Source organism: Microbacterium invictum (genome assembly GCF_034421375.1).
GTDB classification, from domain to species: Bacteria; Actinomycetota; Actinomycetes; order Actinomycetales; family Microbacteriaceae; genus Microbacterium; species Microbacterium invictum_A.
This window is the reverse complement of sequence record NZ_CP139779.1, coordinates 2,785,448-2,810,687: the sequence shown is the minus strand read 5'-3', so window position 1 is coordinate 2,810,687 and position 25,240 is coordinate 2,785,448. Positions and strand designations below refer to the sequence as shown.

The following is a 25,240-nucleotide window of genomic DNA, read 5'->3' as shown; positions in this document are numbered from 1 at the left end:
GTGATGGTCCGGCCGCAGTGGATCGCGCTCCTCGCGCTGTCGCTCGTCGTCGCGGGCCTGTTCGCCTGGCTCGGCCAGTGGCAGCTCGGCCGCGCGATCGACACCGCGCCCCTTCCACCGGGTGCGACCGAAGAGGTGCGGCCCCTGGCCGACGTGAGCGAACCCGGCGAGTACCTGCCCGAACCCTTCGTCGGACAGCGCGTGAGCGTGACCGGTACGTGGGTGCCGGGCGACTTCATCATCGTCGCCTCCCGGTTCAACGAGGGGGTCGAGGGGTACTGGGTGACCGGCCAGCTGCGCATCTCCGACACCGCCCCGCCCACCTCGATCGCCGTCGCGGTGGGATGGGCGCCGACACAGGATGCCGCGGACGCGGCCGCCGAGCGATTGAACGCCGACGCCGCGGCGGGGAGCGCCCCGATGGCGATCGAGGGACGGCTGATCTCCGACGAGGGGGCGGTGCCGCCGCCGTCGGGCGCCGACCCGCAGACCCTGACCCGGATGTCGCCGGCGGCTCTTCTGTCGCGGTGGAGCGACACGGCGGGGCTCGAGGTCTACCGCTCGTACATCGTCGCCGAGGTGCCCCAGGGGGGTCTCGACGAGATCGTGTCGGCGCCGCCGGAGGCGGGGTCGGCGGTGAACTGGCTGAACATCTTCTACGCCGCCGAGTGGGTCATCTTCGCCGGCTTCGCGTTCTACCTCTGGTATCGCCTGGCCAGGGACGCGTGGGAGAAAGAGGTCGAAGACCTCGAGGACGCCCGCGCCGCGTCATCCGACTGATGCCCGCTGCGCGTCCCTGGCGGGCGGGAGCCGGTAGGCCGCGCGGTAATCGCGCGAGAAGTGCGCGGCGCTGAGGTACCCGACGGAGGTCGCCGCCTGCGTCGCCGTCCACCCGTCGGTGAGCATCGCACGTCGCGCCTCGCCGAGGCGGAGGCGCTTGAGGTAGCGCATGGGTGTCAGACCCGTGATGTCGCGGAACCTCCGCGTCAGCGTGGCGGGGCTGATGTGACACAGGGCCGCGGCGTCGTCGATCGTCCACGGGCGGGCGAGATCGGCGGTGAAGTGATCGATCACCGTGCTGACCGTGTCGGCGCGGGCGTGCTCCGCCGCCGCGTGCACGCGGGGTGCCTGATCGCTCTGCAGCAGGCGGAGGATCAGTTCCCGGCTCACCAGGGGGAGCAGCACCGGTGCGTCCTCCGGGGTGTCGAGCAGCCCGACGAGCCGGTCGACGGCGTCGGCGATCTCCGCCGTCGTCGTCCCGAGGCGCCGGGGCGTCGCCTCTGACCCGGGCCGAGGTCGCGGAAGCTGGCCGGCGACCTCGGCGACGATCGCCGGGTCGAGGCGCCAGTTCAGCGAGACGAAGTCGCCGTCCGCGCCGGTCTCGACAACCCGGGCGATGACGGGCAGCTTGACCGGAGTGATGAGGAAGCTCTCCGGTCCCCAGTCCAGGCCCCCGGAATCGGCGTCGAGGGAGTGCTTGCGTCCGTGGAGCACCATCGCGAGGCAGGGCGGGTAGCGCACGAACAGCATCGGCGTCGGAGCGGTCGTCCGTCCGAGCGTGAGCCCGAGCGTCTCCGCACGGCGAGGGGTGCCGATGTGACGGCGGGTCTTCTCGGCTGCGCGGTCCAGAGCCGCCGTCGTCCGGGCATCCATGTGTCCATCCAACCTCAGCGCGCCGCCCTCCTGACGTTTTCCGTCAAGGTCGCGATGCGACAGGTCAAGGTCTTCGCGTCGCGGAGAGGGAGTGTGGAGGCATGACATCTTCTTCCTCCCTTCCCGTCCTTTCTCATGACGATCGTCTCGCCGGCCGCACGGCGATCGTGACCGGATCCTCAAGCGGCATCGGCGAGGCGATCGCCCACGTCCTCGCCGCTTCAGGCGCCCATGTCGTCGTCCACGGCCGCAGTGCCGAGCGTGCCGACCGCGTCGCGGCGGCGATCGCCGAACGCGGCGGACGCGCGAGCGTCGTCATCGGCGATCTCGCCGAAAGCCCCGCCGCCGCGCGGGCGTTCGCCGAGCGGGCCACCGATGTGGTCGGCGGCCGTGTGGACATCCTGGTCAACAACGCGGGGATCTTCCCCACCGGACCGACGGCCGACCTGCCCGATGAGGATGTCACGGCGCTCCTGGCGACGAACATCCGCGTCCCGCACGATCTCGTCGGAGCCCTCGCGCCGGCCATGGCGGAACGAGGCGTCGGGGTCATCGTGAACATCACCTCGTGGATGGCGAATGTGGGGACCCCGGGCGTGGCCCTCTACCCCGCGACCAAAGCGGCCCTCGACCACCTCACCATCGCGTGGGCGGCGGAGTACGGGCCGTCCGGCGTGCGGGTGAATGCGGTGGCCCCCGGCGCCACCCTCACCCCCGGCAACGCGGACGCCGTCGCGATCCTCGACGCGATGACTGCCGGAGCCCCGGCCGGGAAGCCCGGGCGACCGGTCGACATCGCCTTCGCGGTGCGCTACCTCGCCTCGGACGAGGCGGCGTACGTCCACGGCGCGACGATCGACGTCGACGGCGGCATCGTCGCCGCGCGGGTCTGACCCGGCGCCGCACCTGGTTCGGCGCCGAGACATCCGGAATCGGGTCTCGGGCGCCGGCCGGTAGACTCGGGGGTATGCCGCGTGCCCCGAAACTCGCCTCTTTTCCGGCGATCCGCGGAGCGCTGACCTTCTACCAGATCTGCTCGATCATCACCGGTGTCGGCCTGCTCCTGCTCGTCGCGGAGATGATCCTGAAGTACACCCCGCTGCACATCGAGCTGTTCGCCGGGGGATCGGGCGGATTCCTCTGGTTCGCGCCCGTCATCGCCGGTGCGGACTGCCAGTGGTGGTCGCTGTTCCTCCCTGCGACGAACGACTGCGACATGATCTCCACCGGCGACGGGTTCAACATCTCGCTGTTCATCCTCGTCGCCCACGGCTGGTTCTACGTGGTCTACCTCTTCGCGTGCTTCCGCATCTGGAGCCTCATGCGTTGGCCGTTCCTGCGCTTCATCACCCTCGCCCTCGGCGGTGTCGTGCCGCTGCTGTCGTTCTTCATGGAGGCGCGGGTGGCCCGTGAGGTGCGCCGCTACCTCGCCGAGCGCGAGGCGCAGGCCGCGGCCGCGGCATCCGAATCTCCCACCGTCCCCGCTTCGGAAGGCACCCGGTGACCGAACAGACCGAGACGTCGCAGCGCCCCGTCCTCGTCGTCGACTTCGGCGCGCAGTACGCGCAGCTGATCGCTCGACGGGTGCGCGAGGCCGGGGTGTACAGCGAGATCGTCCCGCACACCGCCACCCCCGAAGAGATCGCCGCGCGCGAGCCGGTCGGCATCATCCTCTCGGGCGGCCCGTCGTCGGTGTACGAGGACGGCGCCCCGGCGCTCGATCCGCGGGTGCTCGAGCTCGGCGTGCCGACCCTCGGCATCTGCTACGGCTTCCAGGCCATGGCGAAGGCACTCGGCGGCGAGGTGGCGCACACCGGCCTCCGCGAGTACGGCGCCACCGACGCCACGATCGTGTCGGAGGGGACGCTGCTGGAGGGTCAGCCCGCCGAGCAGAACGTCTGGATGAGCCACGGCGACCAGGTCGCCACGGCCCCCGAGGGATTCGAGGTGCTCGCCCGCACCGCCGCGACCCCGGTCGCCGCGTTCGCGAACGACGCCCGTCGCCTGTACGGGGTGCAGTGGCATCCCGAGGTCAAGCACACCGACCACGGGCAGGCGGTGCTCGAGAACTTCCTCCACCGGGCCGCGGGGCTCCCCGCCGACTGGAACAGCGGCAACGTCATCGCCGAGCAGGTCGAGAAGATCCGCGCGCAGGTCGGTGACGCCCGCGTGATCTCCGCGCTCTCGGGCGGCGTCGACTCCGCCGTCTCGACCGCCCTCGTGCACCGCGCGGTCGGCGATCAGCTCACGGCGATCTTCGTCGACCACGGCCTGCTGCGGAAGGGCGAGCGCGAGCAGGTCGAGAACGACTACGTCGCCTCCACCGGGGTGCGGCTCGTCACCGTCGACGCGCGCGAGCAGTTCCTCGCCGCGCTCGAGGGCGTCTCCGACCCCGAGCAGAAGCGCAAGATCATCGGTCGCGAGTTCATCCGGGCCTTCGAGGCCGCCGAGCGCGATCTCGTCGCCGAGGCCGCCGCCGACGGCGAGCCGATCCGGTTCCTCGTGCAGGGGACGCTCTACCCCGACGTCGTCGAGTCGGGTGGCGGGACGGGGGCGGCGAACATCAAGTCGCACCACAACGTCGGGGGCCTTCCCGAAGACCTGCAGTTCGAGCTCGTGGAGCCGCTGCGGACCCTCTTCAAGGACGAGGTCCGCGCCATCGGCCGCGAGCTCGGCCTGCCGGAGGCGATCGTCGCGCGTCAGCCCTTTCCGGGCCCCGGCCTCGGCATCCGGATCGTGGGTGAGGTCACCGCTGACCGTCTCGAGATTCTGCGTGAGGCCGACGCCATCGCGCGGGCCGAGCTGACCAAGGCGGGCCTGGACGGCGAGATCTGGCAGTGCCCCGTCGTGCTCCTGGCCGACGTGCGCTCCGTCGGCGTGCAGGGAGACGGCCGCACCTACGGTCATCCGATCGTTCTCCGCCCGGTGTCGTCGGAGGACGCGATGACCGCCGACTGGACGCGGCTTCCCTACGACGTGCTGTCGAAGATCTCCAACCGCATCACCAACGAGGTCCGCGAGGTCAACCGCGTCGTGCTCGACGTGACCTCCAAGCCCCCGGGCACCATCGAGTGGGAGTGAGCTGAGCGGATGACCGTCTTCCCGGACGCCGAGTACGTCATCCTCTCCAGTCGCCTGATCCCCGACCAGGACGGCGGATACACCCTCGCGACCCTCGCGCGGGCGCGGCAGATGGCCGCCGCCGGGGTGCACGGCGGCCAGGGGCCGCTCCTTCTCACCGTCGACCCGGGAACGTCCGAGGAGCACGCGCACCATCGCGCCGTCTTCGACGGACGCGACCTCATCACGGGGGTCGATCGCATGCGTAACCTCTTCGACGAGGCGAGGGGAGCGGATGGCGGTGCCGCCGCGTGGCTGCTCGATGCGGCGCGTCCCGGTGACCCCGACCCTGCCCTGGAGTACCGTCCGGTGCCGGCCGGCCATCCGGCGGTGGCGTTGCCGATCATCCCCGACGACCCCGACTGGCACATCACGACCGCCCCGATCGCCGTGCACGGGGCGGACGGGCGGGTGCGCGGAATCCTGCCGGGGTTCGGAGCGCTGTACCGCGCATGGCTCGAGCACGTGGTGGCGGGGCTTCGCGCGGACGACCCGGCGCGGCCGGTGATCGTCGTGTGCGAGTCGCGGCAGCTCGGCGAGCTGCTCGCGGGGTGGGACGACCCGGAGGTGCGGCTGCTGCACTCCATCCACACCGTGCACATGGAGCCTCCGTACACCATGGACGCCGAGACCAACGCGCTGTGGGAGCGCTGGTTCAGCGTCGCCGAGCGGTTCGACGCGGTGCTCTGGCCCACCGCGGCGCAGCGCGACGCGATCCAGGCGCGGTTCGGGGCCTCCGACGTCCACATCGTCGTGCCGAACGGGGTGCCCGCCGCCTCCGCCGTCGCGCCGCTCGCCGGGCGCGACCCGAACCAGGTCGTCATGCTCAACCGGCTGGCGTTCCAGAAGCGGGTCGACCATGCCGTGCGGGCGTTCGCGGGAGTCATCCGCGTGCTTCCCGAGGCGCGGCTGGAGATCTTCGGCGACGGACCGCTGCGCGGCGAGGTGCAGGCGCTCATCGACGAGCTGGGTGTCGGATCGCACGTCGTGCTGCGAGGACCGACGGATGACCCGGGGCGTGTGCTCGACGAGGCCGCCGTGTTCCTCTCCACCTCCCGACACGAGGGGCAGGGCCTCTCGCTCGCGGAGGCGCTGGTGCGCGGGTGCCCGGTCGTGGCCTATGACGCGCCCTTCGGCCCGGCGGAAGCGCTCGCCGGCGGTGGGGGACTGCTCGTACCGAACGGCGACATCGAGGCGATGACGCAGGCACTCGTGCGGGTGCTCACCGACCTCGACCTGCGTCACCGGCTCTCGGTCGAGGCGGTGGAGGCGGCGCGGCGCATCGAGCCCGCGCACGTGATGGCGGCACTCGCCGGCGCGGTGCGCGATGTGCTGGCCAAGCCCTCGCGGCGCTCTGCCCAGAGCTGATCCGCCGAGAGCCGCGCGGGCGGCCGCGTCCGCGGCATCCGTCGCACGATGAATGCATGTCAGACACTCCCCGCCCTCCGGCGTTCGGGCCCGAGACCCGACGCGAGCTGTTCCACAACCGGGTGCTCGTGCTCGACGGCGCGCTCGATGACGACAACGGCACCCTGCTCACCACCCAGCTGCTGACCCTCGCCGCTGAGGACGAGGCCGCCGACATCGCCCTGTGGATCCACTCGCCGGGCGGCTCGGTGCCGGCGATGCTCGCGATCCGCGACGTGATGCGGCTGATCCCGAACGACGTCGCCACCCTCGCCCTCGGCATGGCCGCCAGTGCCGGCCAGTTCCTGCTGTCAGCGGGGACGAGGGGCAAGCGTCGCGCACTCCCACACGCGCGCGTGCTCATGCACCAGGGGTCGGCCGGCATCGGCGGGTCGGCGGTCGAGGTGGAGATGCAGGCCGACGACCTCCGTCACACCCGCGACACGGTGCTGGCCCTCATCGCCGACGACACCGGTCAGCCCGTGGCGCGGATCTTCGACGATTCGCTCCACGACCGCTGGTACACCGCGACCGAGGCGAAGGAGTACGGCTTCATCGACGGGATCGTCGACGGCTTCGACCAGGTGGTGCCGCGCCGCCGGCGGCCGGCCGGCCTCAGCGTCGGCACGACGGAGGTGGCGGCGTGAGCGGCTACACGATACCGAACGTGGTGGCGCAGCATCCGCGCGGCGATCGCATCATGGATGTCTACTCGCACCTCCTCGCCGAGCGTGTGGTCTACCTCGGTACCGCGATCGACGCGGGCGTCGCGAACGCGCTCATCGCCCAGCTGCTGCACCTCGACGCCGACAGTCCCGAGCGCGACATCCAGCTCTACATCAACTGCGAGGGCGGCGACCCCGCGGCGATGCTGGCGATCTACGACACGATGCAGCACGTGCGACCCGACGTCGCGACGACCGTGGTCGGACAGGCGATCGGCGTCGGGGCGGTGCTGCTCGCGACCGGTGCCGCCGGCAAGCGCGCCGTCCTGCCCCACGCTCGGGTCGTGCTGCATCAGCCCGCCGGGCAGGGTCGTGGAACGATCCCCGACCTGATCCTGCAGGCCGACGAGCTGGTGCGGGTGCGCGGCGAGGTGGAGGAGATCCTCGCCCGGCACACCGGCGTCGATGCGGCGAAGCTGCGCGTCGACACCGACCGCGACCGGGTGTTCACCGCGGCCGCGGCCGTGGAGTACGGCCTGGCCGACACCGTTCTCACGCGGGCTTGAGCCCGCTGTGTCCCTAACTCCTGCATTTCGGGCCAGGGGGCACCGGATTCCGCTCGCTGAGCCGCCCCCGCCGCCGAAGTGCAGGAGTTAGGGACCGGCCTGAGGCCCCACCACCCGCAAACTCCTCAGATTCGCCTCGCGAAACCGGGATTCTGGCTGATCCAGCGCCTCACCGCGCGAACCTGAGGAGTTATGCCGATGCCGCCGCCCGCACCGCGGCTACGGCGTCAGCCGGACGGCCGCGCCACGGCGCGCCGTGGCCGGGGAGGATCCATTCCACGTCCAGCCGGGCGAGCCGGTCGAGCGAGGCCAGCGCCTCGGCGGGCTCGTCGGTGAACGGCGCCGGCTGCGGCCCGACCTCTCCGGTGAGCACCGAGCGGGTCGTCAGGGCGTCGCCGACGAACGCGGCGCGTACGGCGGGGACGAAGACCGCGACGCTCCCGGGCGAGTGGCCGGGAAGTGCGACGATCTGCGGTTCGCCGGGGAGGAGGAGAACTTGGCCGTCCGTGACCTCGACGACCTCGGTCAGGTGCCGGGTGCGCGCCCCGCCCTTGCGCGCCGCATAGGCGAAGAAGCCGACCAGCGCGCCGAGCCGCTTGCGTCCCATCGGCGTCGGCGGCTTCGGGCCGCCCTTCGCCCGCTCGGCGTCGGCGGCGTGGATGTAGACGGGCACACCGTGCTCGCTGCGCAGGCGCTCGGCGAACCCGAGGTGGTCGCTGTCGCCGTGGGTGAGGATGACCCCGCGGATGTCGCTGAGCTCGCGTCCCATCGCACGGAGCTCGCGAAGCAGGTCGTGCCAATGCCCGGGGAGCCCGGCGTCGATCACCGTGATGCCGTCGGTGGTCTCGACGAGGTACGCCGCGACGATGTCGTTGCCGATGCGGTGGAGCTGGGGTGCGAGTCGCATTGCCGTCTTCTCTCTCTGTGGGTACGATGGCTACGGTACATAGCTTTCATGGCTAACGTCAATAGCTCCTCGCTATTCCCCTTGGAGACCCTCGATGCCCACTCCCGAGCGCACCACCCTTCCGGCGATCGTCACGGCGGCCCGCGCACTGCTCGAGGAGCGGAGCGCGGCGGGTGTGACGATGCATGCCGTGGCCGAGCGGGTCGGCGTGCGCGCGCCCTCGCTCTACAAGAGGGTGCGCGACCGCGACGAACTCCTCCGCTTGGTGGCCGAGGACGCGGCAGCCGACCTCTCCGCGCGCTTCGCCGCGACGCGCGGCACGGTGCGAGAGCTCGCCTCGGCCTACCGCGCCTTCGCCCTGACGTCTCCGGCGAGCTTCCGCCTGCTCCTCGACTCGGAGTCGGCGGCAGAGGCGTTCCGCGAGGTCGCCGACCCGATCATCCGGGCGACGGAGAGTCTCGACGCCGCCCGCGTGGTCACGGCGTGGGCGACGGGGTTCCTCACCATGGAGCTCGCCGGCGCGTTCCGGCTGGGCGGTGACCTCGACCAGGCCTATGCGTTCGGGCTCGACACGATCGTCGCCGGGCTCGACCGGACGGGCTGACCTACCTCTCGGCCTGGGGCCAGACCTTCCCCGCCCACGGGTCGTAGTCGGCGACGAGGTCTTCCTGCGGTGGACGCTCACCCTCGGCGACGTGCTGCAGGTTCACCCGCACCCGGTACCAGAGGGAGGATGACCCGCGCATGCCGTCGATCATGACATCGGCCGGATGCAGCTGCGCGGCGACCCCGGCGTGGTGCGCCTTCCAGGTCTCGAGCGCTTCCAGCGCCTCGGGCCTGGTCTTCGTGCGCGCGACCTCGATGAGCGGCATCGTCGACTGCCGACGCCCCGAGCCGTCCCCGCCCCGCGGCGGCTTCTCGGCGGGGCCGAGCTCGTCGGCGAGCCGCAGCAGTCCGTCGAGCGACCCGACGGCGCCGTCGATGCCGGCATGCGGATCGCCGATCTCGGCGTAGCGGGAGATCATCGTCGGCACCGTGAACGTCTCGGGCAGGGCGGTGCGCACCTCATCCCATGACAGCGGTGCCGACACGCGGGCGTCGGGCCGGGGCCTCACCGAATACGCCGACGCGACGGTGCGGTCCTTGGCGTTCTGGTTGAAGTCGACGAAGACGCTCTCGCCGCGCTCCTCCTTCCACCACCGCGCCGTTGCGAGGCCGGGTGCCCGGTTCTCGACCTCGCGGGCGAGGGTCTCGGCGGCGAGGCGCACCTGCTTATAGTCCCACTCGGGGGCGATGCGGACGAGGATGTGCAGGCCCCGCGACCCGCTCGTCTTCGGCCATCCGACCAGCCCGACGTCGTCGAGCACCTCGCGGGCGACGAGGGCGACGTCGACGATCTGCGACCACTCGACGCCGGGCATCGGGTCGAGGTCGATCCGCAGCTCGTCGGGGTGGTCGAGGTCTTCGGCGCGCACCGGATGCGGGTTGAGATCGAGGCATCCGAGGTTCACGATCCACGCGAGCCCGGCGGCGTCTCGGATGACGGCTTCTTCGGCGGACGTGCCCGACGCGTAGTGCAGCGTGGCGGTGTCGACGAAGGCCGGGTGGTTCTCGGGCACGCGCTTCTGGAAGAACGGTTCGGCGTCGATGCCGCGGGGGAAGCGCTTGAGCACCATCGGGCGGCCTCCCGCCCCGCGGAGGGCTCCGTCGGCGACGGCGAGGTAGTACTCGACGAGGTCGAGCTTCGTGATCCCGGGCTCGGGGAAGACGACCTTGTCGGGGCTGGAGATCCGCACCTCCTCGCCGTCGACGTCGAGGATCGCGGGTGGTGTCTTCGCGGCCATGCGGCCCACCGTACCCGGGCGCGGTTCAGGCGGCGAGGGCGAATGCGCCGCGGGTGCTCGTGGTACGGACGCTCTGGACGCTCCGCAGGTCGTCGGCGACGCCGAGCGTCAGGTCGATCAGGGTGGTGTCGAGGGCCCCGGCGATCGCGGCGATCATCTCGCTCGAGGGCTCTTTGCGGCCGCGCTCGACCTCGGAGAGGTACTGGGGCGACACCCCGGCGCGGTCGGCGGTGTCGGTGAGGCGCTCGCCGCGCTCGTGGCGCAGGCGCCGCAAGCGGTCGCCGAGGGCGTCGCGCCAGAGGGGTTCCGGCGGGAGGAAGTCCGTCATGAACAGAGGCTACGGAGCGGATGCCGCGCTGCGCCACGCGTTCTGCTCACAGCAGAACGGCCGGCCCGGAAACCGGGCCGGCCGTTCGTGGAGCGAGAGATCACTCGCTGCCGCGAAGGATCGCGAGGATGCGCAGGATCTCGATGTAGAGCCAGACGACGGTGACCATGATGCCGAAGGCGCTCAGCCAGCCGAACTGCCGCGGGGCGCCGTTGCGGACGCCCTGCTGCACCTGGTCGAAGTCGAGCACCAGCGAGTACGCGGCCATGATGACGACCAAGACGCCGATGATGAGGCCGAGCGGGATGCCGAAGACCTCGACGCTCCGGAGACCGAAGGCACCACCGGCGATCGGGACGTTGAACAGCATGAGGCCGACGTTGACCAGCGAGAACACCAGGTAGCCGACCATCGCGATCAGGAAGATCTTCGTCGCCCGGGCCGACGCGCGGATCTTGCCGCTTGCGAAGAGCGCCAGGGTCACACCGACGACGACGAGGGTGGCGAGCGTCGCCTGGAAGACGATGCCGGGGTACATCACCTCGAAGAACGCCGAGATTCCACCGACGAAGAGTCCCTCGGCTGCGGCGTACGCGAAGATCAGCGCGGGGCGGACCTTCTTGCGCGAGGTGAAGATGATCACGAGCGCCAGGACGAAGCCGGCGAGACCGCCGACGATCATCGGCAGCGCCGACACGTTCGCGGTCGTCGGCACGAGGCCGCCGAGCGTCCAGACCCAGCCGACGGCGGCGGTGACGAGCAGCACCGCGAAGAGCGACACGGTCTTGACGACGGTGTCTTCGATCGTCATCCGGCCGGTGTCGACGGAGCCGGCGGGCGGGCCGGCGAAGGCGCCTTCCATCTGGGCCTGTGCGGCGAGGTCGACGCCACCGCGCGAGGCGGAGCCTGCGGCGGCGGCGGGCGGCGGAGTCAGGCTTGCTGCACGCGCACCGCCCGGGTAAGACTGCACGGCGCGAGGGTCCTGAAACGCCGGGTTGTTGAATGCGGGGTTGTTGAGGGCCACTGCTCTCACACTCCAAAGTATTCGGGCCACAGCGGTGTGCTGTGAATCAACGATATCGGACCCTGTCCGATTCCCGGCAGGCGGCCTGCTGTGAAGCGACTATGAGCGTCTAGCCTGAAGTCGTGCGCCGTCCCCTCGTCATCGGCCACCGGGGCGCCCCCGGGTATCGCCCCGAGCACTCGCGCTCCTCGTACGACCTCGCTCTCGAGATGGGCGTCGACGCCGTCGAACCGGACGTCGTGCTGTCGAAGGACGGCGTGCTGGTCGTCCGTCACGAGAACGAGATCTCGGGAACGACGGATGTCGCGGCGCGACCCGAGTTCGCCGATCGCCGCACCACGAACGAGGTCGACGGCGTCGCGCTCACCGGATGGTTCACCGAGGACTTCACCTGGGACGAGCTCGCCACCCTCCGGTGCCGGGAGCGCCTCGCCGAGGTCCGACCCACCAGCGCGACCTTCGACGATCGACAGCCCGTCCTGCGCCTGCGCGACGTGCTCGATCTCGTCCGCGACGCCTCCCTCGCGCAGGGACGCGAGATCGGCGTCGTGCTCGAGATCAAGCACGCCACTTTCATGGCCTCTCTCGGGTTCGACCTGGCCGCCATCGTGCACGATGAGCTCCGTGCGGCCGGCTGGGCCGCGGGGGAGTGGCCGCTCATCGTGGAATCGTTCGAGTCCGGCATCCTCTTCGCGCTGCAGGATCGGGGCCTCCCCGCCCGGTACGTCTACCTGCTCGAGGCGGCGGGGAAACCCTTCGACCTCGTCGCGGCCCGCGGTGACGACGCTCCGACTTACGCGTCGATCGCCGCACCGTCGGGCCTGGACGCTCTGGTGGGAAGAGTCGACGGCATCAGCGTCGACAAGCGGATGCTGCTGACCCCCGATCGCCTCGGGCGAGCCACCGACCGCTCGCACATCATCGCCGACGCGCATGCGCGCGACCTCGAGGTCTTCACCTGGACCTGCCGGCCCGAGAACCCGTTCCTCCTCAAGGAGTTCCGGCGCCCCGGCGGCAAGGCGGCCTTCGGCGACTACGAAGCGGAGTGGGCGCTGCTCAGAGACGGTGCGAACGGCGAGGGGGGCGTCGACGGGGTGTTCGTCGACCACGCCGACCTCGGCGTCGACTTCTTCCGGGACGGCCTCACTTCTTCGGATCGTGGCCCCAGTTCATGAGCGAGTAGCGCCAGGGGGTGTCGGTCACATCGCCGCTCGGACGCTGTGATGAATGCCTCGAGACGTACCCCGACACCTTCTTCATATGGGCGTAGTCGCTCTCGGTGAGATCGGCCTTCTTCTTCCGGAGGATCTTCACGATCCGCCGACCCGAGGCGTGACCCGTGGATTCACCGCCGCCGTCCTTCTGCCCGACGTCCTTCGACTCATCGGTGTCGAGCCAATCCTCGAGCTGTTTCGGCGTCATGTTCACGGCCTCGGCGAAGTCATCCGCGATCTTCTTCTGCTCGTCGTCATCCATGGCGAGATTGTGGGTCGCTGTGCGCCGGGAATGAACCCGTTGCATCCCGCCGTTGAACATGCAACCCCGCGCCGGTTCCTGGGAGCTGCATGCCAGGGTGCGTATACGGCCCGCGTAGACTTCTGGTTTCAGCGGCGGGCGTGCTCGAGCCCGTCGAACGGAGGATTCGTGGCCGGAAATGCGACCACCCGGTTCAGCAACGTGTCGTTGCTGTCGGTGGCGAGCGTGCTGCCGAGCCGCGTGACGACGTCCGACGACATCGAAGACCGTCTCACCGATGCGCTCGCCCGCCTGCGTCTGAAGCCCGGGCTCCTGCGCCGGGTCGCCGGGGTGAACGAACGCCGAAACTGGGGTCCGGGCGAATCCAGCGATGAGGCCACGATCGCCGCCGGCGCAAAGGCGCTCGCCGAGGCCGGTGTCGAGCCCGGCGAGGTCGGCCTCCTCATCAACACCTCGGTGACCCGCAAGCACCTCGAGCCCTCGGTGGCGGTGCGGCTGCATCACGGACTCGGCCTTCCCACCTCGGCGATCAACTTCGACGTCGCCAACGCCTGCCTCGGGTTCGTCAACGGCATGAGCCTCGCCGCCGGGATGATCGAGTCGGGCCAGATCCGCTACGCCATCGTCGTCAACGGCGAAGACGCCGACGAGATCCAGGTCAATACCATCAACCGCCTCGTGAACTCCAACGCCGACCGTGACGGATTCATGAGCGAGTTCGCCTCCCTCACCCTGGGTTCGGGCTCGGCGGCGGCGGTGCTGGGCCGCACCGATGAGCACCCCGAGGGGCACCGCCTCCTCGGTGGGGTGACCCGGGCCGCCACGCAGTTCCACGAGCTGTGCGTCGGGAGCGTCGACGGCATGTTCACCGACGCCAAGGCGCTGCTGAAGGGGGGCCTCAACCTCGTCGTGTCGGCGTGGAAAGAGGCGGACCCCGAGTGGAAGTGGGCGGGCATGGACCGCTACATCACCCACCAGGTCTCTTCGGTGCATACGAACTCGATCGTGAAGGCCGCCAAGCTCGACCCCGAGCGCGTGCCGGTCACCTACGACCGCTACGGGAACGTCGGGCCGGCATCGATCCCGATCACGCTCGTCGAGCAGCAGTCCTCGCTCAACCGTGGCGACCGCGTGCTGCTCATGGGCGTCGGCTCGGGGCTGAACACCGCGATGATGGAACTGGCCTGGTGACGGACCGGTGACCTCACCGGCAGCGTTGCCCCCCGAAGGCCTTCCCGGACTCGACCCCGGCTTCTCGCGCCTGGTGGCCGTTCCCGGCACCGGGGTCGACGCGGGGATGACGCGCACCTGGCACGTCCTCGACACCGGCCCCGAGCTCGACCGGAGGGGCGTCGCCCCGCAGGGGACGATCCTCGCCGTGCACGGCAACCCGACCTGGTCGTACCTGTGGCGGAGCATCGTCGCCCGCTCGGTGGCGGCCGCGGAGGCCGGCGAGCCCGCCTGGCGGGTCATCGCCGTCGACCAGCTCGACATGGGCTTCTCCGAGCGCACCGACGTCGTGCGCCCGCTGGCCCAGCGCATCCGCGACCTCGCCGCCCTCACCGACGCGCTCGAACTCGATGGCCCGGTCGTCACGCTCGGCCACGACTGGGGCGGCGTGATCTCGTTGGGCTGGGCGGTCGACCACCCCGAGCTCCTCGCCGGAGTCACCCTGCTGAACACCGCCGTGCACCACCCCGCGGGGGTGCCGATCCCCGCTCCGCTCCGGCTCGCGGGTGCCCGCGGCGTGCTCGCCGCCTCGACCGTGCAGACGACGGCGTTCCTCGACACCACCCTCGCCCTCGCCGCCCCGGCGCTGAGCCCCGAGGCGAAGGCGGCATTCCGCGCGCCGTACGCCACCGCCGACCGTCGCCGCGCGATCGGCGGTTTCGTCGCCGACATCCCCGTCGATGCCCGCCACGAGAGCTTCGCGGAGCTGCAGCGGATCGCCGACGGCGTCACCCGCCTGACGGTGCCCGCCCTGATGCTCTGGGGACCCCGCGACCCGATCTTCGGCGACCGGTATCTCGACGACCTCATCGAGCGGATGCCACAGGCCCACGTCCACCGCTTCGAAGGCGCCGGGCACCTCATCGCCGAAGACCGCGACTACGCCGCCGCGGTGCTGACCTGGCTCGCCGAACCCCACAGATTCTCGCCAGAGTCACACTTCTCCGAAGGACGAGTGGGGAGTTCGCGTGATTCTGTGAGTGTGGTGGTCGTGGCCGAGGCCAACAGAGAGGCGGATGCGGCGTGGACCCCGCTCTGGGAGCGCCTCGAGGCCCGCCGCGACGACGACGCGACGGCCGTCATCGAGATGGGCGCGACCGGCGCCACCCGCCGGGTGAGCTGGCGGCAGCTGGATGACCGCGTGCGCACCCTCGCCGCGGGACTCACCGCCCTCGGTGTGCGCGCGGGCGACCGCGTCTCACTCCTCGTACCGCCCGGGCCCACCCTGACGGCGATCATCTACGCGTGCCTGCGCGTCGGCGCAGTCGTCGTCGTCGCCGACGCCGGTCTCGGGCTGAAGGGCCTCACTCGCGCGGTGCGCGGTGCCTGGCCCGACGTCGTCATCGGCGAACTCCCCGGTCTCACCGCCGCTCGGGTGCTGGGGTGGCCGGGACTGCGCATCTCGGTGCCGACGCTGCCTGCCGTGACCGCCCGGGCCCTCGGCATCCGCTACAGCCTCGCCGACGTCACGCGCGCCGGTGCCGCAGCCGACCTCCCCCCGATCCCCGGCCCGGACGACCCCGCCGCCATCCTCTTCACCTCCGGGTCCACGGGCCCGGCCAAGGGCGTCGCGTACACCCATCGGCAGCTGTCGGCGCTCCGCGACATCCTCGCCGCGCACTTCGACGTCTCGTCGGGCACCGGCCTCGTCACGGGGTTCGCCCCCTTCGCCCTCCTGGGCCCCGCCCTCGGCACCCTCTCGGTGACCCCCGACATGGACGTATCGGCGCCCCGCACGCTCACCGCCTCGGCGGTCGCCGCCGCGGTCCGCGCCTCGGAGGCGCGCATCGTGTTCCTCTCGCCGGCGGCGATCCTCAACGTCGTCGCCACCGCCGATGCCCTCACCGCCGACGACCGCGCCGCGCTCGCCGGCGTACAGACCTTCCTCTCCACGGGGGCGCCGATCAGCGAAGCGCTGCTCGCCGCCGCCGCGCGCGTCATGCCGAATGCGACCGCGCACACCCCGTACGGCATGACCGAGTGCCTTCTCGTCACCGACATCACCCTCGAGGGGATCCGCGCCGCAGCGGACGCTCCCGACGCCGGGGTCTGCGTCGGCAGCCCGATCGGCGGGAACCGCATCCGCATCAGCGCCCTCGACGCCGATGGCCGCGCCACCGGAAATCCGAGCGAGGCACCCGGCGTGCTCGGCGAGATCCTCGTGTCGGCGCCCCACCTGAAGGACCACTACGACCGTCTCTGGCTCACCGACCGCGAGGCCGCCCGCGGGGTCCCCGACGACGGCGGACGCTGGCACCGCACCGGCGATGTCGGGCACCTCGACGCCGAGGGGCGCCTCTGGGTCGAGGGGCGCGTGCCGCACGTGCTCGTCACGGCCGACGGTCCGCTCGCCCCCGTGGGCCCCGAGCAGCAGGTCGAGAGGGTCGACGGCGTCCGCCGGGCCGCGGTGGTCGGCGTGGGTCCGCACGGACTCCGGCAGGCGGTCGCGGTGATCGAGACGTCGCCGACCGCGAAAGCCCCGGGCCTCGCCTCTCCCGAGCTCGCGGCCCGCATCCGTGCCGCCACCGACACTCCGCTCGTCGCGGTGCTCGCCGTGCCGGCGCTTCCGACCGACATCCGTCACAACTCCAAGATCGACCGCACCCGTCTGTCGGGCTGGGCCGAGCGCGTGCTCGCCGGCGAGAGGCCGACGGCGCCGTGAGGGTCGCCGTCACCGGAGCATCCGGCTTCCTCGGCGGCGCCGTCGCGGCCGACCTCGTCGCCGCCGGACACGAGGTGCGCACCCTCCAGCGCCGCCCCTCCGGTGTCGCGGGAGCCGACGACATCCTGGGGTCGGTGACGGATCCGGATGCCGCGGCGCGCGCGCTCGACGGAGTGGACGGGATCATCCACCTCGCCGCGAAGGTGTCGCTCGCGGGCGACCCGCGCGAGTTCGAGGCGGTGAACGTCGGGGGCACCCGCACGATCCTGGATGCCGCCGAGCGCGCCGGGGTCTCGCGGTTCGTCTTCGTCTCGTCGCCGTCGGTCGCCCACGCGGGAGCGGCGCTCGCCGGGGTCGGAGCCGAGCCCGCCTCACCCGAGCAGGCGCGCGGCGACTACGCCCGCACCAAGGCCGCCGGCGAGCTCCTCGCCCTCTCGCGCGACGGCGCCGGAATATCCGTCGTCGCGATCCGCCCGCACCTGGTGTGGGGGCCGGGTGACCCGCAGCTCGTCGAGCGCATCGTCGCGCGGGCGCGCGCGGGGCGACTGCCACTGCTGAACGGCGGCACCGCCCTCATCGACTCCACCTACATCGACAACGCCGCGACGGGCATCACCGCAGCCCTCGCCCGCGCCGAGCACGCGCACGGACGCGCGTTCGTGCTCACCAACGGCGAGCCCCGCGCCGTCGGCGAGCTTCTCGCTGGCATCTGCCTGGCCGCCGGCGCCGCTCCGCCACGGTGGAGCGTTCCGGCGTCGCTCGCGCGCACGGCCGGATCGGTCATCGAACGCATCTGGGCAGTGAGGCCGGGCGAGGACGAGCCGCCGATGACCCGGTTCCTCGCCGAACAGCTCTCCACCGCGCACTGGTTCGACCAGCGCGAGACCCGCGCAGCGCTCGCGTGGGCGCCGACGGTGTCGATCGACGAGGGCCTCGCGCGTCTCGCCGAGCACTACCGTTAGGCCGCCAGCGGCACCCGCACCGCAAGGCTCTCGATTGCGAGGCGGTACTCCTGGACCATCCGCTCGCGCGAGAGCCGCGGCCGTGCCGCGAGAGCCAGGCGCCGGAACGCCGGCCGCTCGGCGAGCACCGCGTCCCACGCCCCCGCGATCGACACCGAGTCGTGTGCGGTGACGATTCCGAATCCCTCGACGACACGCGCGGCGTCGCCCACCGCTGTCGTGACCGGCGTCGCGCCCGACGCCGCACCCTCGATGAGGCACAGCGGCGACGCCTCGCCGAAGGCGCTCGTGAGCGCCACGATGTCGGCGATCCGGTGCAGGGCCGGCATGTCGTCGCGGATCCCGAGCAGATGGATCCGGGCGGATGCCGGAACCCCGGCCTCCGCGATCGCCGCGCGGAGAGCGGGGTTGTCCGCCGACATCCCCGCCCCGCACAGTAGATAGCGGGTGTGGTGCCGGTGCCGCGCGTGCGCCGCCACCGCGCGGAGGAACAGCCCGGGGTTCTTCATCGCGTCGAACCGTGCGGCGAAGAGCACGACGGGTGCGTCGGCGGGGATTCCGAGCGACCGCCGGATCGCCGCGCGTTCCCGCGCGGTGCCGGGGCGGAACCTCTCGGTGTCGATGCCGTTCGGCACCACCCGTGCGTCGATCCCCTCGCCGACGACGTCGCGGTAGGCGTCGCGGGTCGAGTCCGCGCAGGAGATCGCGGTCGATACGAGCCCGCTCCACGCCGCCTCGGCGAGCCACTCGCGGGCCGCGCCGGCATGCGCCGGGTCGGAGCGGTGCAGACAGACGGCGACCGGCACGTCGGGCATCATCCCGCGGTCGCGGAGGGCGAGCAGCAGGCCGAGCGGCTGCTCTTTGAGCGACACCACGACGTCGGCCTGGGCGATCATGGTCGCCGCCCGCCGCAGGTGGCGCGGGCCGAACGTCTCGGGTGCGAGTGGCTGGTCGCCGGCGGTCCGCCCGAGGCTCCGCACCTCGACGCCCGCGTCGACGAGGCGACGGCAGCGCGGGTCGTCGCCCATCCGCTGCACCGTCGCCTCGCGCCGCGCGCGCGATGCGATCGACAGAACGCGATGGCTCTGCCCGCCGGCGTGAAGCCCCGCGACGACATCGGTATGGAGCACCCGTGCGCCTCCGGCGAAGAACCCTTCGTACAGCGACAGAACGCGCAGGGGTGCGGTCATCGTGGCGCCTCTCATCGATCCGAGCCGTCAGACGACGGTTGGTCAATGCTCGGGTTTCGCCGCCCCCGTGTCGATGAACGGCGGGCGTGGGGTGGGTGAACGACGGGTGACGGAATCCAGCACGCGCTGTGCGGTGCGGGCGGTGTCGAGCCACGACGGCAGTGCGGCGCCCGCGGCGCGCGCCGCACGCGTCATCCGTTCGCGCTGGTCGTGATCGGCGAGCACGGAACGGAGGGCCGCCGCGAAGGCCTCGGGATCGCCGGGCGGGACGAGCATGCCGGCGTCGGCGGGGACCGTCTCGGGCACCGCGCCGGTGCGGCACGACACGATCGGCAGCCCCCACGCGAGGGCCTCGTCGAACACCAGGCCGTACCCCTCGTAGCGGGTGGCGAGGGCGAACACCGACGCCTGCGCCCAGAGCTTGTCGAGCGCGGCGTCGCCGATCCCCCCGGCGAGATGCACGCGCTCCGCGAGCCCGAGGTCGTCGCGCAGCCTCGGCAGCGCAGCGGCGTACTCCTCATCCCACGGCGTCCCGACGATCTCGGCCCGCCAGTCGAGGTCGGTCAGCCGTGCGAGTGCCCGGAGGAGCACGTCGTGGCCCTTCCGCGGATGCTGGATCCCCACCGACAGGATGAGCGGCGGCTCCGTGTCGCGCCGCGCTCCCGGCACGGGATCGGTGCCCGGCCGCGCGACCGTGATCATGCTCGGGTGGGCGCCGTACTCGTCGATGAGGATGCGCGCGGTGTGCGGGCTCGGCACGAGCACGGCGGCGGCGAGGCGCAGATTGTCGCGCTCGTTGGTGAACAGGTACTCCCGCCGCTCCGGCGTCAGGCCCTCCTCGTGGGCGAGCGGGTGGTGGACGACGCCGACGATCGGGGCGCGCACGCGCGCGAGCGCCGCCGTGGGCATGGCCCCGAACACGAAGCCGTCGAGGATGAGTGGATGGCGCGGATCGACCTGCTGGAGGGTCGCCAGCGCGGCATCCACCTCCTCGTCGGAAGGATCGGGGAAGGAGGCCGCCAGTTCCACATGCGCGGTGTCGACGCCGATCTCGCGGAGGCCCAGGAGCAGGCGCTTCTCGTACAGGTAGCCGCCGGTGACGGTGTCGAGGTCGCCGGGGATGGCGAAGGCCGCCTGGCTGCTCACGCCTGCTGCTCCGGGGCGTACACGCGGAGCACCCGCGACTCGACCACCCCGACCAGGGCGTACCCGAGCGCGGAGAGCGCGGTGACGGCGACGACCGCGACGGCGAGCAGGTCGTAGCCCGACTGCGAGGCGGCAAGAGCCATCGCGGCGCCGACGCCGGCGCCGATCGCGAGCCACTCCACGACGGTGACGGCGAGCACCGCGGCGGGCACGCTCATGCGGGCGGCGGCGAAGAACGCCGGCAGCATCGCGGGGATCCGCACGCGCACGAGCTGCACGCGCGCGGGTGCGCCGTAGCTGCGCAGCACATCGAGGGCCTGGCCGGGCGCCTGACGGAGGCCCTCCAGGCACGCGATGAGCGTGGGGAAGAAGACCATGAGAGCCACGAGCGAGATCGCACCGACGGGCCCGCGCCCCAGAAGCAGGATGACCAGGGGTGCCGTGGTGACGATGGGCACGGCGCGCAGGGCGATGGCGATGGGCATCGATACGGTCGCCGCCCGCGGGGCGAGCGTCAGGGCGATCGCACCGACCGCGCCGACGGCGAGCCCGGCGAGGTAGCCGGCGATCGCGAGGACCGCGGTCTCGCCGAGCGCGGCGAAGAGGATGCCGCGCACCTCACCGCCGTCGTCGACCCCGGCGAAGATCCGGACGACGTCGACCGGCGTCCGCGCGAAGAACGGGCTGATCCCCGTGACGGCGATGCCGCCCCACCAGAGCGCGACGATCACGACGAGGAACGCGACCGTGGTGATCGCGGCGCTGCGGATGCGCTCGCGCCCGGAGAGACGCGGCCGGACGGGGGCGAGGATGAGCGGCGGCCGCTCGCTGACGAACCGGCGCCCGATCGCGCCGATCACGACGTACGCCACGACCGAGACGACCGTGGCGACGGTGGCGAGCGCCCAGGTGAGCTGGATGTCGAGGTCGCGCGACGCGCGGATCGTGAGCACCCCGAGCCCGCTCTGCGCGCCGGTGAACTCGCCCACCATCGCACCGAGGAACGCGGCAGGTGCCGCGATCTGCAGCCCCGCGACGAGGTACGGCAGGCTCGCCCGCGCGCGCACGTGCACCAGCGCCGCCCCCGCCCCTCGGCCGTAGCTGCGGACGAGGTCGAACCAGGTGGCGGGCGCCGCGCGGAGCCCCACGAGGAGCGGGATCATCGTGGTGTAGTACACCGCGAGGGCCGCGAGGACGACCTGCGGACCGTCACCCGGGCCGAGGATGACGCGGAGCACCGGCCCGGTCGCGACGAGCGGCAGGCAGAACACCACGAGTGCCACCGCGGTGACGACCCGCTCGGTCGCCGGCAGCAGCACGGCGAGGGCGGCGAGGGCGATCGCGGCGAGGTTGCCGATGATGAAACCCGCCAGGGCGGCCTGTCCGGTCACGAGGAGGGCTCGCCACAGCAGACCCGCCTGGGTGACGAGGGCGACGGCGATCTCGGTCGGCGCGGCCAGGACGAAGGCCGAGGTCACGAGGCGTGCGGCCACCTCCCACACCACGAGCAGCAGCACGACGGCGAGAGCCGTGTCGCGCCACGCGCGCGTGCGGGGCGTGGTGACCGTGGTCATGCCGCCCGAGACCGGGAGAGTGCGTCGGTCACCGCGGCCACCACCCGGTCGAATGCCGCGGCGTCGCCTCGCGGGACGGGGACGTCGGCGACCACCCGAGCGGGCCGCGGGCTCAGCACGATGATGCGATCGGCGATCCGTGCGGCCTCGCTGATCGAGTGCGTGACGAGCAGCGCCGTGGTGCCGCGCTCGCGCCAGAGCGGGGGGAGCTCGGCGATGAGGTCCTGCCGGGTGAGTTCGTCGACCGCGCCGAAGGGTTCGTCCAGCAGCAGCAGGCGGGGCTCGGTGATGAGGGCCCGGGCGATCGCGGCGCGCTGCCGCATCCCTCCCGACAGGGCCGCGGGCCGGGCGTCGCCGAAGCCGTCGAGTCCCACGCGGGCGATCATCCGGTCGATCGCGGCGCGGTCGACCTCGCGGTGGGTGAGGGTGAGCGCGAGGGCGGCGTTCTGCCGCACGCTCCGCCACGGCAGGAGCGAGGGGTCTTGGAACGCCACGGCGAGCTCGCCGCGTTCGGCCACGGCGTGGGGCGAGTCGCCGTCGATCGTGATCGACCCCGAGGTGGGGTCTTCGAGCCCGGCGATCATGCGCAAGAGCGTCGACTTGCCGCATCCCGACGGCCCCACGAGGGCCGTGGTCGAGCCGCCGGCGAACTCCAGATCCAGCGGAGCGACCGCCTCGAGCCCGTCGGGGTACACCTTGCCGGCACCCGCGACGAGAACCCGGGGCTCAGCTGCCATGGACTTCTTCCAGCACCGACCGATCCCAGAGGTCGGCCGGAACGTCCTGACCGAGCAGCGCCAGGGTCTCGCGGTTCTGCGACACCGACTCGTCGGTCCACCAGCCGAAGCCGTTCTCGTCGGTGACCTCCGAGAACATCAGCGGCACCTGCCGTTCGGCCTGCAGTTCCTGGGTGGGGAGGTCGAGTCCGGCGTCGGGGAACGTCTCCACTGTGAGGGCGGCCGCCGCGTTCGTATCGGCGCGGTACTCGTCCCACCCGCGCACCTCTCCGCGCATCAGGGCGACGAGGTCGGCGCGACGGTTCGCGAGGCTCTCCTCGGTCGCGATGTACGTCTGCGAGTGCAGCGCGTAGCCGTAGTCGGCCATGAGCATCGTGACGCTCTCGACCCCCTGCACCGTCATCGCGACGGGCAGGTCGGTCTCCCAGCACAGCAGGCAGTCGACCTCGCCGGCGAGGAGCGGCTGAGCGGAGTACTGCGTGGGCACGACCTCGATGCCGTCGACATCGACGTCGTTGAGCGTGCACAGCGTCTCGAGTACGGGCGTGTTCGCGAGGGCCATGCCGATGCGCTTGCCGACGAGATCGGCGGGCTCGTTCACCGGATTCTCGGGGAGGGAGGCGATCACGAAGGGGTTCTTCTGCATCGCGACGCCGATGATCTTGAACGGCGCTCCTTCGGCGACGGCGGCCGCGGTGTAGTCGGCGGCCGAGATGCCGATGAGCGCCGATCCCGACACGACCGGCGGTTCGACGGGGGCGTTCGGTCCGCCCTGGAGGAGCGTGACGTCCACGCCCTCGTACCAGCCGCGGTCGAGGGCGATGTAGCTCCCGCCGAACTGGACCGAGTGCAGCCACGACAGCTGGAGGGATGCCGCCGTCGTGGCGTCCCCGCTGCCGAACAGCCCCCCGGGGCGGGTGCTCAGGCCGATCCCGGCCGCGGCGATGCCGGCGACGCCGACGATGCCGGCGCCGAGCAGAGTGCGGCGGGTGAGGGTCTTGCGATCTGTCATGGGGTGGTCTCCAGGGTGCGGCGGCGGGTCCAGACGAGGGCGAGGCCGGGGAGAGAGGCGACGAGGGCCATCAGCCCGAACGCGGCGCTCGTGGCGAAGGCTTGGGCGGTGGTCAGAGCGGCGAGGGGCAGGAGGGCGACGGCGGCGCCCTCGCGCACCCCCCAGCCGCCGACCGAGATCGGCAGCACCATCGCGAAGAGGACGAGCGGTACGACGGCGAAGACCGCGCCGAGGGGGAGTGGGGCGCCCACGGCGGCCGCGCAGCACGCGAACGCCGCGAGGATGCACACCGTCGCGCCCCCGCTGAGGAGCAGCTGGGCGGGGAGGACGCCCGGCGCGGCGAGGCTCCGGCGGGTGCCCTCGACGACGCGACCCAGCCGGGACTCGGGTGCGGGCGGGGCGAAGCGCAGGCGGAGGAGCAGGACGAGCGCCGCGGCGGTGAGGGCGAGGAGCGCCGCCGAGATGCCGGCACCGAGAGGAGCCGGCCAGTCGATGCCCCCGGGTGCGAGGAGGGTGGCGACGAAGGCGACGGCGAAGACGGTGAGCAGGGCGACCTGACCGACGCCGCGCTCGACGACCACGGCGCCCACCGATCGGCTGAGGCTCGCCTGGTGGCGGGTGCGGGCGGCGCGGGCGGCGTCTCCGACGACGCCGCCGGGCAGGGTCGTGTTCACCAGCTGCGCGAGAAAGTACTCGCGGATCGCGTGCGCGCCCGTGAGGTCGATGCCGAGCGGAGCGGCCGTCACTCGCCAGCGGAGCGCTGAGAGCACCGTGTGGGTGACCAGCAGGACGACCGCAGCGAGCAGCCACCACGGATTCGCGGTGAGAAGGATGTCGAGGGCCTCTGCCCCTCCCGCGACCTGCCAGACGATCGCGAGGATCAGGACGGTGAGGAGGGCCTGGCCGAGTCGTATGAGTGCCGGCCTCGCCGAGGCATCCGCATTCTGTCGCAGCTCGCGGATGTCGACACCGAACGACCACGCCAGCAGCCCCGCGGTCACGATCACGATCGCGATCGCGGCGGGCGCCGGCAGGACGGGGAGCTGCAGCGCGATGAGGGCGATGAGCTGGAGGACGCAGATGACCTTGCGGCTGTACCGCGGGGCGGTCGACCCGTTCAGCCACGGGTAGGCGAGGGCCGCGGCGCCGAAGAGGTAACGGGGGAGCCCGAGGACGATCGCCAGGGGACCTGCCGGTCCGAGCCCGGCGAGCAGGGCGAGCACAAGCGCGAAGGCCGAGTCGACCTCCATGTCGAAGCCCGCCCCGAATCGCGACGACAGCCCTTGGCGGCGTGCCAGGTAGCCGTCCACGCCGTCCAGGCTCAGCGCGACGATGCTCACCGCGATCACGGCGACGGGGTGGCCGCCGCCGGCGAAGAGCACGGCGAGCAGGAACGCCACGACCGTGAGGCGGATGAGTGTGACGACGTTCGCTCCGCCGAGGCGTGCGTACGGGTGGTGCCGCGCGAGGGCGACTGCCGCGCCCACGAGGGCGAGGACCAGGGCGGATGCCGCGGCGAGGACGGCCGGGAGGGGGAGGCCAAGAGCCAGCCCGCTCGCCAGGGCGACGCCGACGCAGATGAAGGTGAGGGGGGTGAAGCGGGTGACCGCGGGCCGGTTTTCGGCCGTGTCGGGCCGCCCGGCCGTGGTGTGCGGTGCTCCCGTGGCCGCGCTTTCCCGGGCGACGGTCATGAGTGGGACGCTATCAGCGGCGCGAGGGTGCGGGGCCCGATTGCGT

24 protein-coding genes are annotated in these 25,240 nt (G+C 72.1%); 12 read left to right on the top strand and 12 right to left on the bottom strand.

Going from position 1 to position 25,240, the window contains the following annotated elements; genetic code table 11:
- Nucleotides 1-3: 3 nt before the first annotated feature.
- The gene (locus tag T9R20_RS13520) at nt 4-780 is read left to right on the top strand and encodes an SURF1 family protein (protein ID WP_322412184.1); all 777 of its coding nucleotides are present in this window, start codon (nt 4-6) and stop codon (nt 778-780) included.
- On the opposite strand, the gene T9R20_RS13515 is transcribed toward T9R20_RS13520, so the two are convergent.
- Nucleotides 769-1,653: an AraC family transcriptional regulator gene (locus T9R20_RS13515; protein ID WP_322409828.1), complete on the bottom strand. Its 885-nt coding sequence runs from the start codon at nt 1,651-1,653 to the stop codon at nt 769-771. The two genes, T9R20_RS13520 and T9R20_RS13515, sit on opposite strands and share 12 nt — an antisense overlap.
- Nucleotides 1,654-1,754: 101 nt before the next feature.
- On the opposite strand from T9R20_RS13515, the gene T9R20_RS13510 reads away from it, so the two are divergent.
- The 6 genes from T9R20_RS13510 (at nt 1,755) to T9R20_RS13485 (ending at nt 7,411) form a co-directional block, all read left to right on the top strand.
- Nucleotides 1,755-2,546 carry an SDR family NAD(P)-dependent oxidoreductase gene (locus T9R20_RS13510; RefSeq protein ID WP_322409827.1) on the top strand — a complete coding sequence of 264 codons (792 nt, stop codon included), beginning with the start codon at nt 1,755-1,757 and terminating at the stop codon, nt 2,544-2,546.
- A 74-nt stretch (nt 2,547-2,620) separates the two neighbouring features.
- The gene (locus T9R20_RS13505) at nt 2,621-3,157 is read left to right on the top strand and encodes a DUF3817 domain-containing protein (protein WP_322409826.1); all 537 of its coding nucleotides are present in this window, start codon (nt 2,621-2,623) and stop codon (nt 3,155-3,157) included.
- Nucleotides 3,154-4,734: a glutamine-hydrolyzing GMP synthase gene (gene guaA / locus T9R20_RS13500; RefSeq protein ID WP_322409825.1), complete on the top strand. Its 1,581-nt coding sequence runs from the start codon at nt 3,154-3,156 to the stop codon at nt 4,732-4,734. The genes T9R20_RS13505 and guaA overlap by 4 nt, the downstream gene beginning before the upstream one ends.
- Before the next feature lie 9 nt (nt 4,735-4,743).
- Complete coding sequence (locus T9R20_RS13495; protein WP_322409824.1) at nt 4,744-6,141, top strand: glycosyltransferase; 1,398 nt, start codon at nt 4,744-4,746, stop codon at nt 6,139-6,141.
- A gap of 56 nt (nt 6,142-6,197) precedes the next feature.
- A complete protein-coding gene (locus tag T9R20_RS13490; protein WP_322409823.1) occupies nt 6,198-6,827 on the top strand; it encodes an ATP-dependent Clp protease proteolytic subunit in 630 nt (209 codons plus the stop codon).
- On the top strand, nt 6,824-7,411 hold the full coding sequence (locus T9R20_RS13485) for a ClpP family protease (protein ID WP_322409822.1): 588 nt from the start codon (nt 6,824-6,826) through the stop codon (nt 7,409-7,411). The genes T9R20_RS13490 and T9R20_RS13485 overlap by 4 nt, the downstream gene beginning before the upstream one ends.
- A 190-nt stretch (nt 7,412-7,601) precedes the next feature.
- On the opposite strand, the gene T9R20_RS13480 is transcribed toward T9R20_RS13485, so the two are convergent.
- The gene (locus T9R20_RS13480) at nt 7,602-8,318 is read right to left on the bottom strand and encodes an MBL fold metallo-hydrolase (protein ID WP_322409821.1); all 717 of its coding nucleotides are present in this window, start codon (nt 8,316-8,318) and stop codon (nt 7,602-7,604) included.
- A 94-nt stretch (nt 8,319-8,412) separates the two neighbouring features.
- Between T9R20_RS13480 and T9R20_RS13475 the strand changes: the two genes are divergently transcribed.
- Nucleotides 8,413-8,922, top strand: a complete 510-nt coding sequence (locus T9R20_RS13475; protein WP_322409820.1) for a TetR/AcrR family transcriptional regulator — start codon at nt 8,413-8,415, stop codon at nt 8,920-8,922.
- Nucleotide 8,923: 1 nt separating this feature from the next.
- Here the strand turns inward: T9R20_RS13475 and ligD are convergent, their stop codons facing one another.
- The 3 genes from ligD to T9R20_RS13460 all read right to left on the bottom strand — a co-directional run bounded on the left by ligD (nt 8,924) and on the right by T9R20_RS13460 (nt 11,514).
- The gene (gene ligD / locus T9R20_RS13470) at nt 8,924-10,162 is read right to left on the bottom strand and encodes a non-homologous end-joining DNA ligase (protein ID WP_322409819.1); all 1,239 of its coding nucleotides are present in this window, start codon (nt 10,160-10,162) and stop codon (nt 8,924-8,926) included.
- 25 nt (nt 10,163-10,187) lie between these two features.
- Nucleotides 10,188-10,490: a helix-turn-helix transcriptional regulator gene (locus T9R20_RS13465; protein WP_322409818.1), complete on the bottom strand. Its 303-nt coding sequence runs from the start codon at nt 10,488-10,490 to the stop codon at nt 10,188-10,190.
- A 100-nt stretch (nt 10,491-10,590) separates the two neighbouring features.
- The gene (locus tag T9R20_RS13460; RefSeq protein WP_322412183.1) at nt 10,591-11,514 is read right to left on the bottom strand and encodes a Bax inhibitor-1/YccA family protein; all 924 of its coding nucleotides are present in this window, start codon (nt 11,512-11,514) and stop codon (nt 10,591-10,593) included.
- Between the two features lie 122 nt (nt 11,515-11,636).
- Between T9R20_RS13460 and T9R20_RS13455 the strand changes: the two genes are divergently transcribed.
- Nucleotides 11,637-12,689, top strand: coding sequence for a glycerophosphodiester phosphodiesterase family protein (locus T9R20_RS13455; protein WP_322409817.1), 1,053 nt, complete (start codon nt 11,637-11,639; stop codon nt 12,687-12,689).
- Here the strand turns inward: T9R20_RS13455 and T9R20_RS13450 are convergent.
- Nucleotides 12,658-12,990, bottom strand: a complete 333-nt coding sequence (locus T9R20_RS13450) for a DUF3140 domain-containing protein (protein WP_322409816.1) — start codon at nt 12,988-12,990, stop codon at nt 12,658-12,660. The two genes, T9R20_RS13455 and T9R20_RS13450, sit on opposite strands and share 32 nt — an antisense overlap.
- A 168-nt stretch (nt 12,991-13,158) precedes the next feature.
- Between T9R20_RS13450 and T9R20_RS13445 the strand changes: the two genes are divergently transcribed.
- The 3 genes from T9R20_RS13445 to T9R20_RS13435 are packed head-to-tail and all read left to right on the top strand — an operon-like array spanning nt 13,159 to nt 17,844.
- Complete coding sequence (locus tag T9R20_RS13445; RefSeq protein ID WP_322409815.1) at nt 13,159-14,181, top strand: 3-oxoacyl-ACP synthase III; 1,023 nt, start codon at nt 13,159-13,161, stop codon at nt 14,179-14,181.
- Nucleotides 14,182-14,188: 7 nt separating this feature from the next.
- Complete coding sequence (locus tag T9R20_RS13440; RefSeq protein ID WP_322409814.1) at nt 14,189-16,882, top strand: alpha/beta fold hydrolase; 2,694 nt, start codon at nt 14,189-14,191, stop codon at nt 16,880-16,882.
- Nucleotides 16,879-17,844 carry an NAD-dependent epimerase/dehydratase family protein gene (locus T9R20_RS13435; RefSeq protein WP_322409813.1) on the top strand — a complete coding sequence of 322 codons (966 nt, stop codon included), beginning with the start codon at nt 16,879-16,881 and terminating at the stop codon, nt 17,842-17,844. The genes T9R20_RS13440 and T9R20_RS13435 overlap by 4 nt, the downstream gene beginning before the upstream one ends.
- On the opposite strand, the gene T9R20_RS13430 is transcribed toward T9R20_RS13435, so the two are convergent.
- The 6 genes from T9R20_RS13430 to T9R20_RS13405 are packed head-to-tail and all read right to left on the bottom strand — an operon-like array spanning nt 17,841 to nt 25,194.
- Nucleotides 17,841-19,034 carry a glycosyltransferase gene (locus tag T9R20_RS13430; RefSeq protein WP_322409812.1) on the bottom strand — a complete coding sequence of 398 codons (1,194 nt, stop codon included), beginning with the start codon at nt 19,032-19,034 and terminating at the stop codon, nt 17,841-17,843. The two genes, T9R20_RS13435 and T9R20_RS13430, sit on opposite strands and share 4 nt — an antisense overlap.
- Before the next feature lie 42 nt (nt 19,035-19,076).
- Nucleotides 19,077-20,180 carry a glycosyltransferase family 4 protein gene (locus tag T9R20_RS13425; RefSeq protein WP_322409811.1) on the bottom strand — a complete coding sequence of 368 codons (1,104 nt, stop codon included), beginning with the start codon at nt 20,178-20,180 and terminating at the stop codon, nt 19,077-19,079.
- Entirely contained in the window at nt 20,177-21,754 is a 1,578-nt protein-coding gene (locus T9R20_RS13420; RefSeq protein ID WP_322409810.1) for an ABC transporter permease, read from the bottom strand. The genes T9R20_RS13425 and T9R20_RS13420 overlap by 4 nt, the downstream gene beginning before the upstream one ends.
- Nucleotides 21,751-22,491 carry an ABC transporter ATP-binding protein gene (locus tag T9R20_RS13415; RefSeq protein ID WP_322409809.1) on the bottom strand — a complete coding sequence of 247 codons (741 nt, stop codon included), beginning with the start codon at nt 22,489-22,491 and terminating at the stop codon, nt 21,751-21,753. Before T9R20_RS13415 ends, T9R20_RS13420 begins: the two co-directional genes overlap by 4 nt.
- Nucleotides 22,481-23,503: an ABC transporter substrate-binding protein gene (locus T9R20_RS13410; RefSeq protein WP_322409808.1), complete on the bottom strand. Its 1,023-nt coding sequence runs from the start codon at nt 23,501-23,503 to the stop codon at nt 22,481-22,483. Before T9R20_RS13410 ends, T9R20_RS13415 begins: the two co-directional genes overlap by 11 nt.
- Nucleotides 23,500-25,194 (bottom strand): lysylphosphatidylglycerol synthase domain-containing protein, encoded by a 1,695-nt coding sequence (locus tag T9R20_RS13405; RefSeq protein ID WP_322409807.1) that lies wholly within the window; start codon nt 25,192-25,194, stop codon nt 23,500-23,502. The genes T9R20_RS13410 and T9R20_RS13405 overlap by 4 nt, the downstream gene beginning before the upstream one ends.
- Nucleotides 25,195-25,240 lie beyond the last annotated feature (46 nt).

What these genes read in the sequence shown, in the direction of transcription:
- T9R20_RS13450 (WP_322409816.1), bottom strand. Translation starts at nt 12,990, where the DNA reads ATGGATGACGACGAGCAGAAGAAGATCGCGGATGACTTCGCCGAGGCC.
- ligD (WP_322409819.1), bottom strand. Translation starts at nt 10,162, where the DNA reads ATGGCCGCGAAGACACCACCCGCGATCCTCGACGTCGACGGCGAGGAG.
- T9R20_RS13480 (WP_322409821.1), bottom strand. Translation starts at nt 8,318, where the DNA reads ATGCGACTCGCACCCCAGCTCCACCGCATCGGCAACGACATCGTCGCG.
- T9R20_RS13430 (WP_322409812.1), bottom strand. Translation starts at nt 19,034, where the DNA reads ATGACCGCACCCCTGCGCGTTCTGTCGCTGTACGAAGGGTTCTTCGCC.
- T9R20_RS13495 (WP_322409824.1), top strand. Translation starts at nt 4,744, where the DNA reads ATGACCGTCTTCCCGGACGCCGAGTACGTCATCCTCTCCAGTCGCCTG.
- T9R20_RS13520 (WP_322412184.1), top strand. Translation starts at nt 4, where the DNA reads ATGGTCCGGCCGCAGTGGATCGCGCTCCTCGCGCTGTCGCTCGTCGTC.
- T9R20_RS13415 (WP_322409809.1), bottom strand. Translation starts at nt 22,491, where the DNA reads ATGGCAGCTGAGCCCCGGGTTCTCGTCGCGGGTGCCGGCAAGGTGTAC.
- T9R20_RS13505 (WP_322409826.1), top strand. Translation starts at nt 2,621, where the DNA reads ATGCCGCGTGCCCCGAAACTCGCCTCTTTTCCGGCGATCCGCGGAGCG.
- T9R20_RS13410 (WP_322409808.1), bottom strand. Translation starts at nt 23,503, where the DNA reads ATGACAGATCGCAAGACCCTCACCCGCCGCACTCTGCTCGGCGCCGGC.
- T9R20_RS13475 (WP_322409820.1), top strand. Translation starts at nt 8,413, where the DNA reads ATGCCCACTCCCGAGCGCACCACCCTTCCGGCGATCGTCACGGCGGCC.
- T9R20_RS13510 (WP_322409827.1), top strand. Translation starts at nt 1,755, where the DNA reads ATGACATCTTCTTCCTCCCTTCCCGTCCTTTCTCATGACGATCGTCTC.
- T9R20_RS13465 (WP_322409818.1), bottom strand. Translation starts at nt 10,490, where the DNA reads ATGACGGACTTCCTCCCGCCGGAACCCCTCTGGCGCGACGCCCTCGGC.
- T9R20_RS13405 (WP_322409807.1), bottom strand. Translation starts at nt 25,194, where the DNA reads ATGACCGTCGCCCGGGAAAGCGCGGCCACGGGAGCACCGCACACCACG.
- T9R20_RS13490 (WP_322409823.1), top strand. Translation starts at nt 6,198, where the DNA reads ATGTCAGACACTCCCCGCCCTCCGGCGTTCGGGCCCGAGACCCGACGC.
- T9R20_RS13420 (WP_322409810.1), bottom strand. Translation starts at nt 21,754, where the DNA reads ATGACCACGGTCACCACGCCCCGCACGCGCGCGTGGCGCGACACGGCT.
- T9R20_RS13515 (WP_322409828.1), bottom strand. Translation starts at nt 1,653, where the DNA reads ATGGATGCCCGGACGACGGCGGCTCTGGACCGCGCAGCCGAGAAGACC.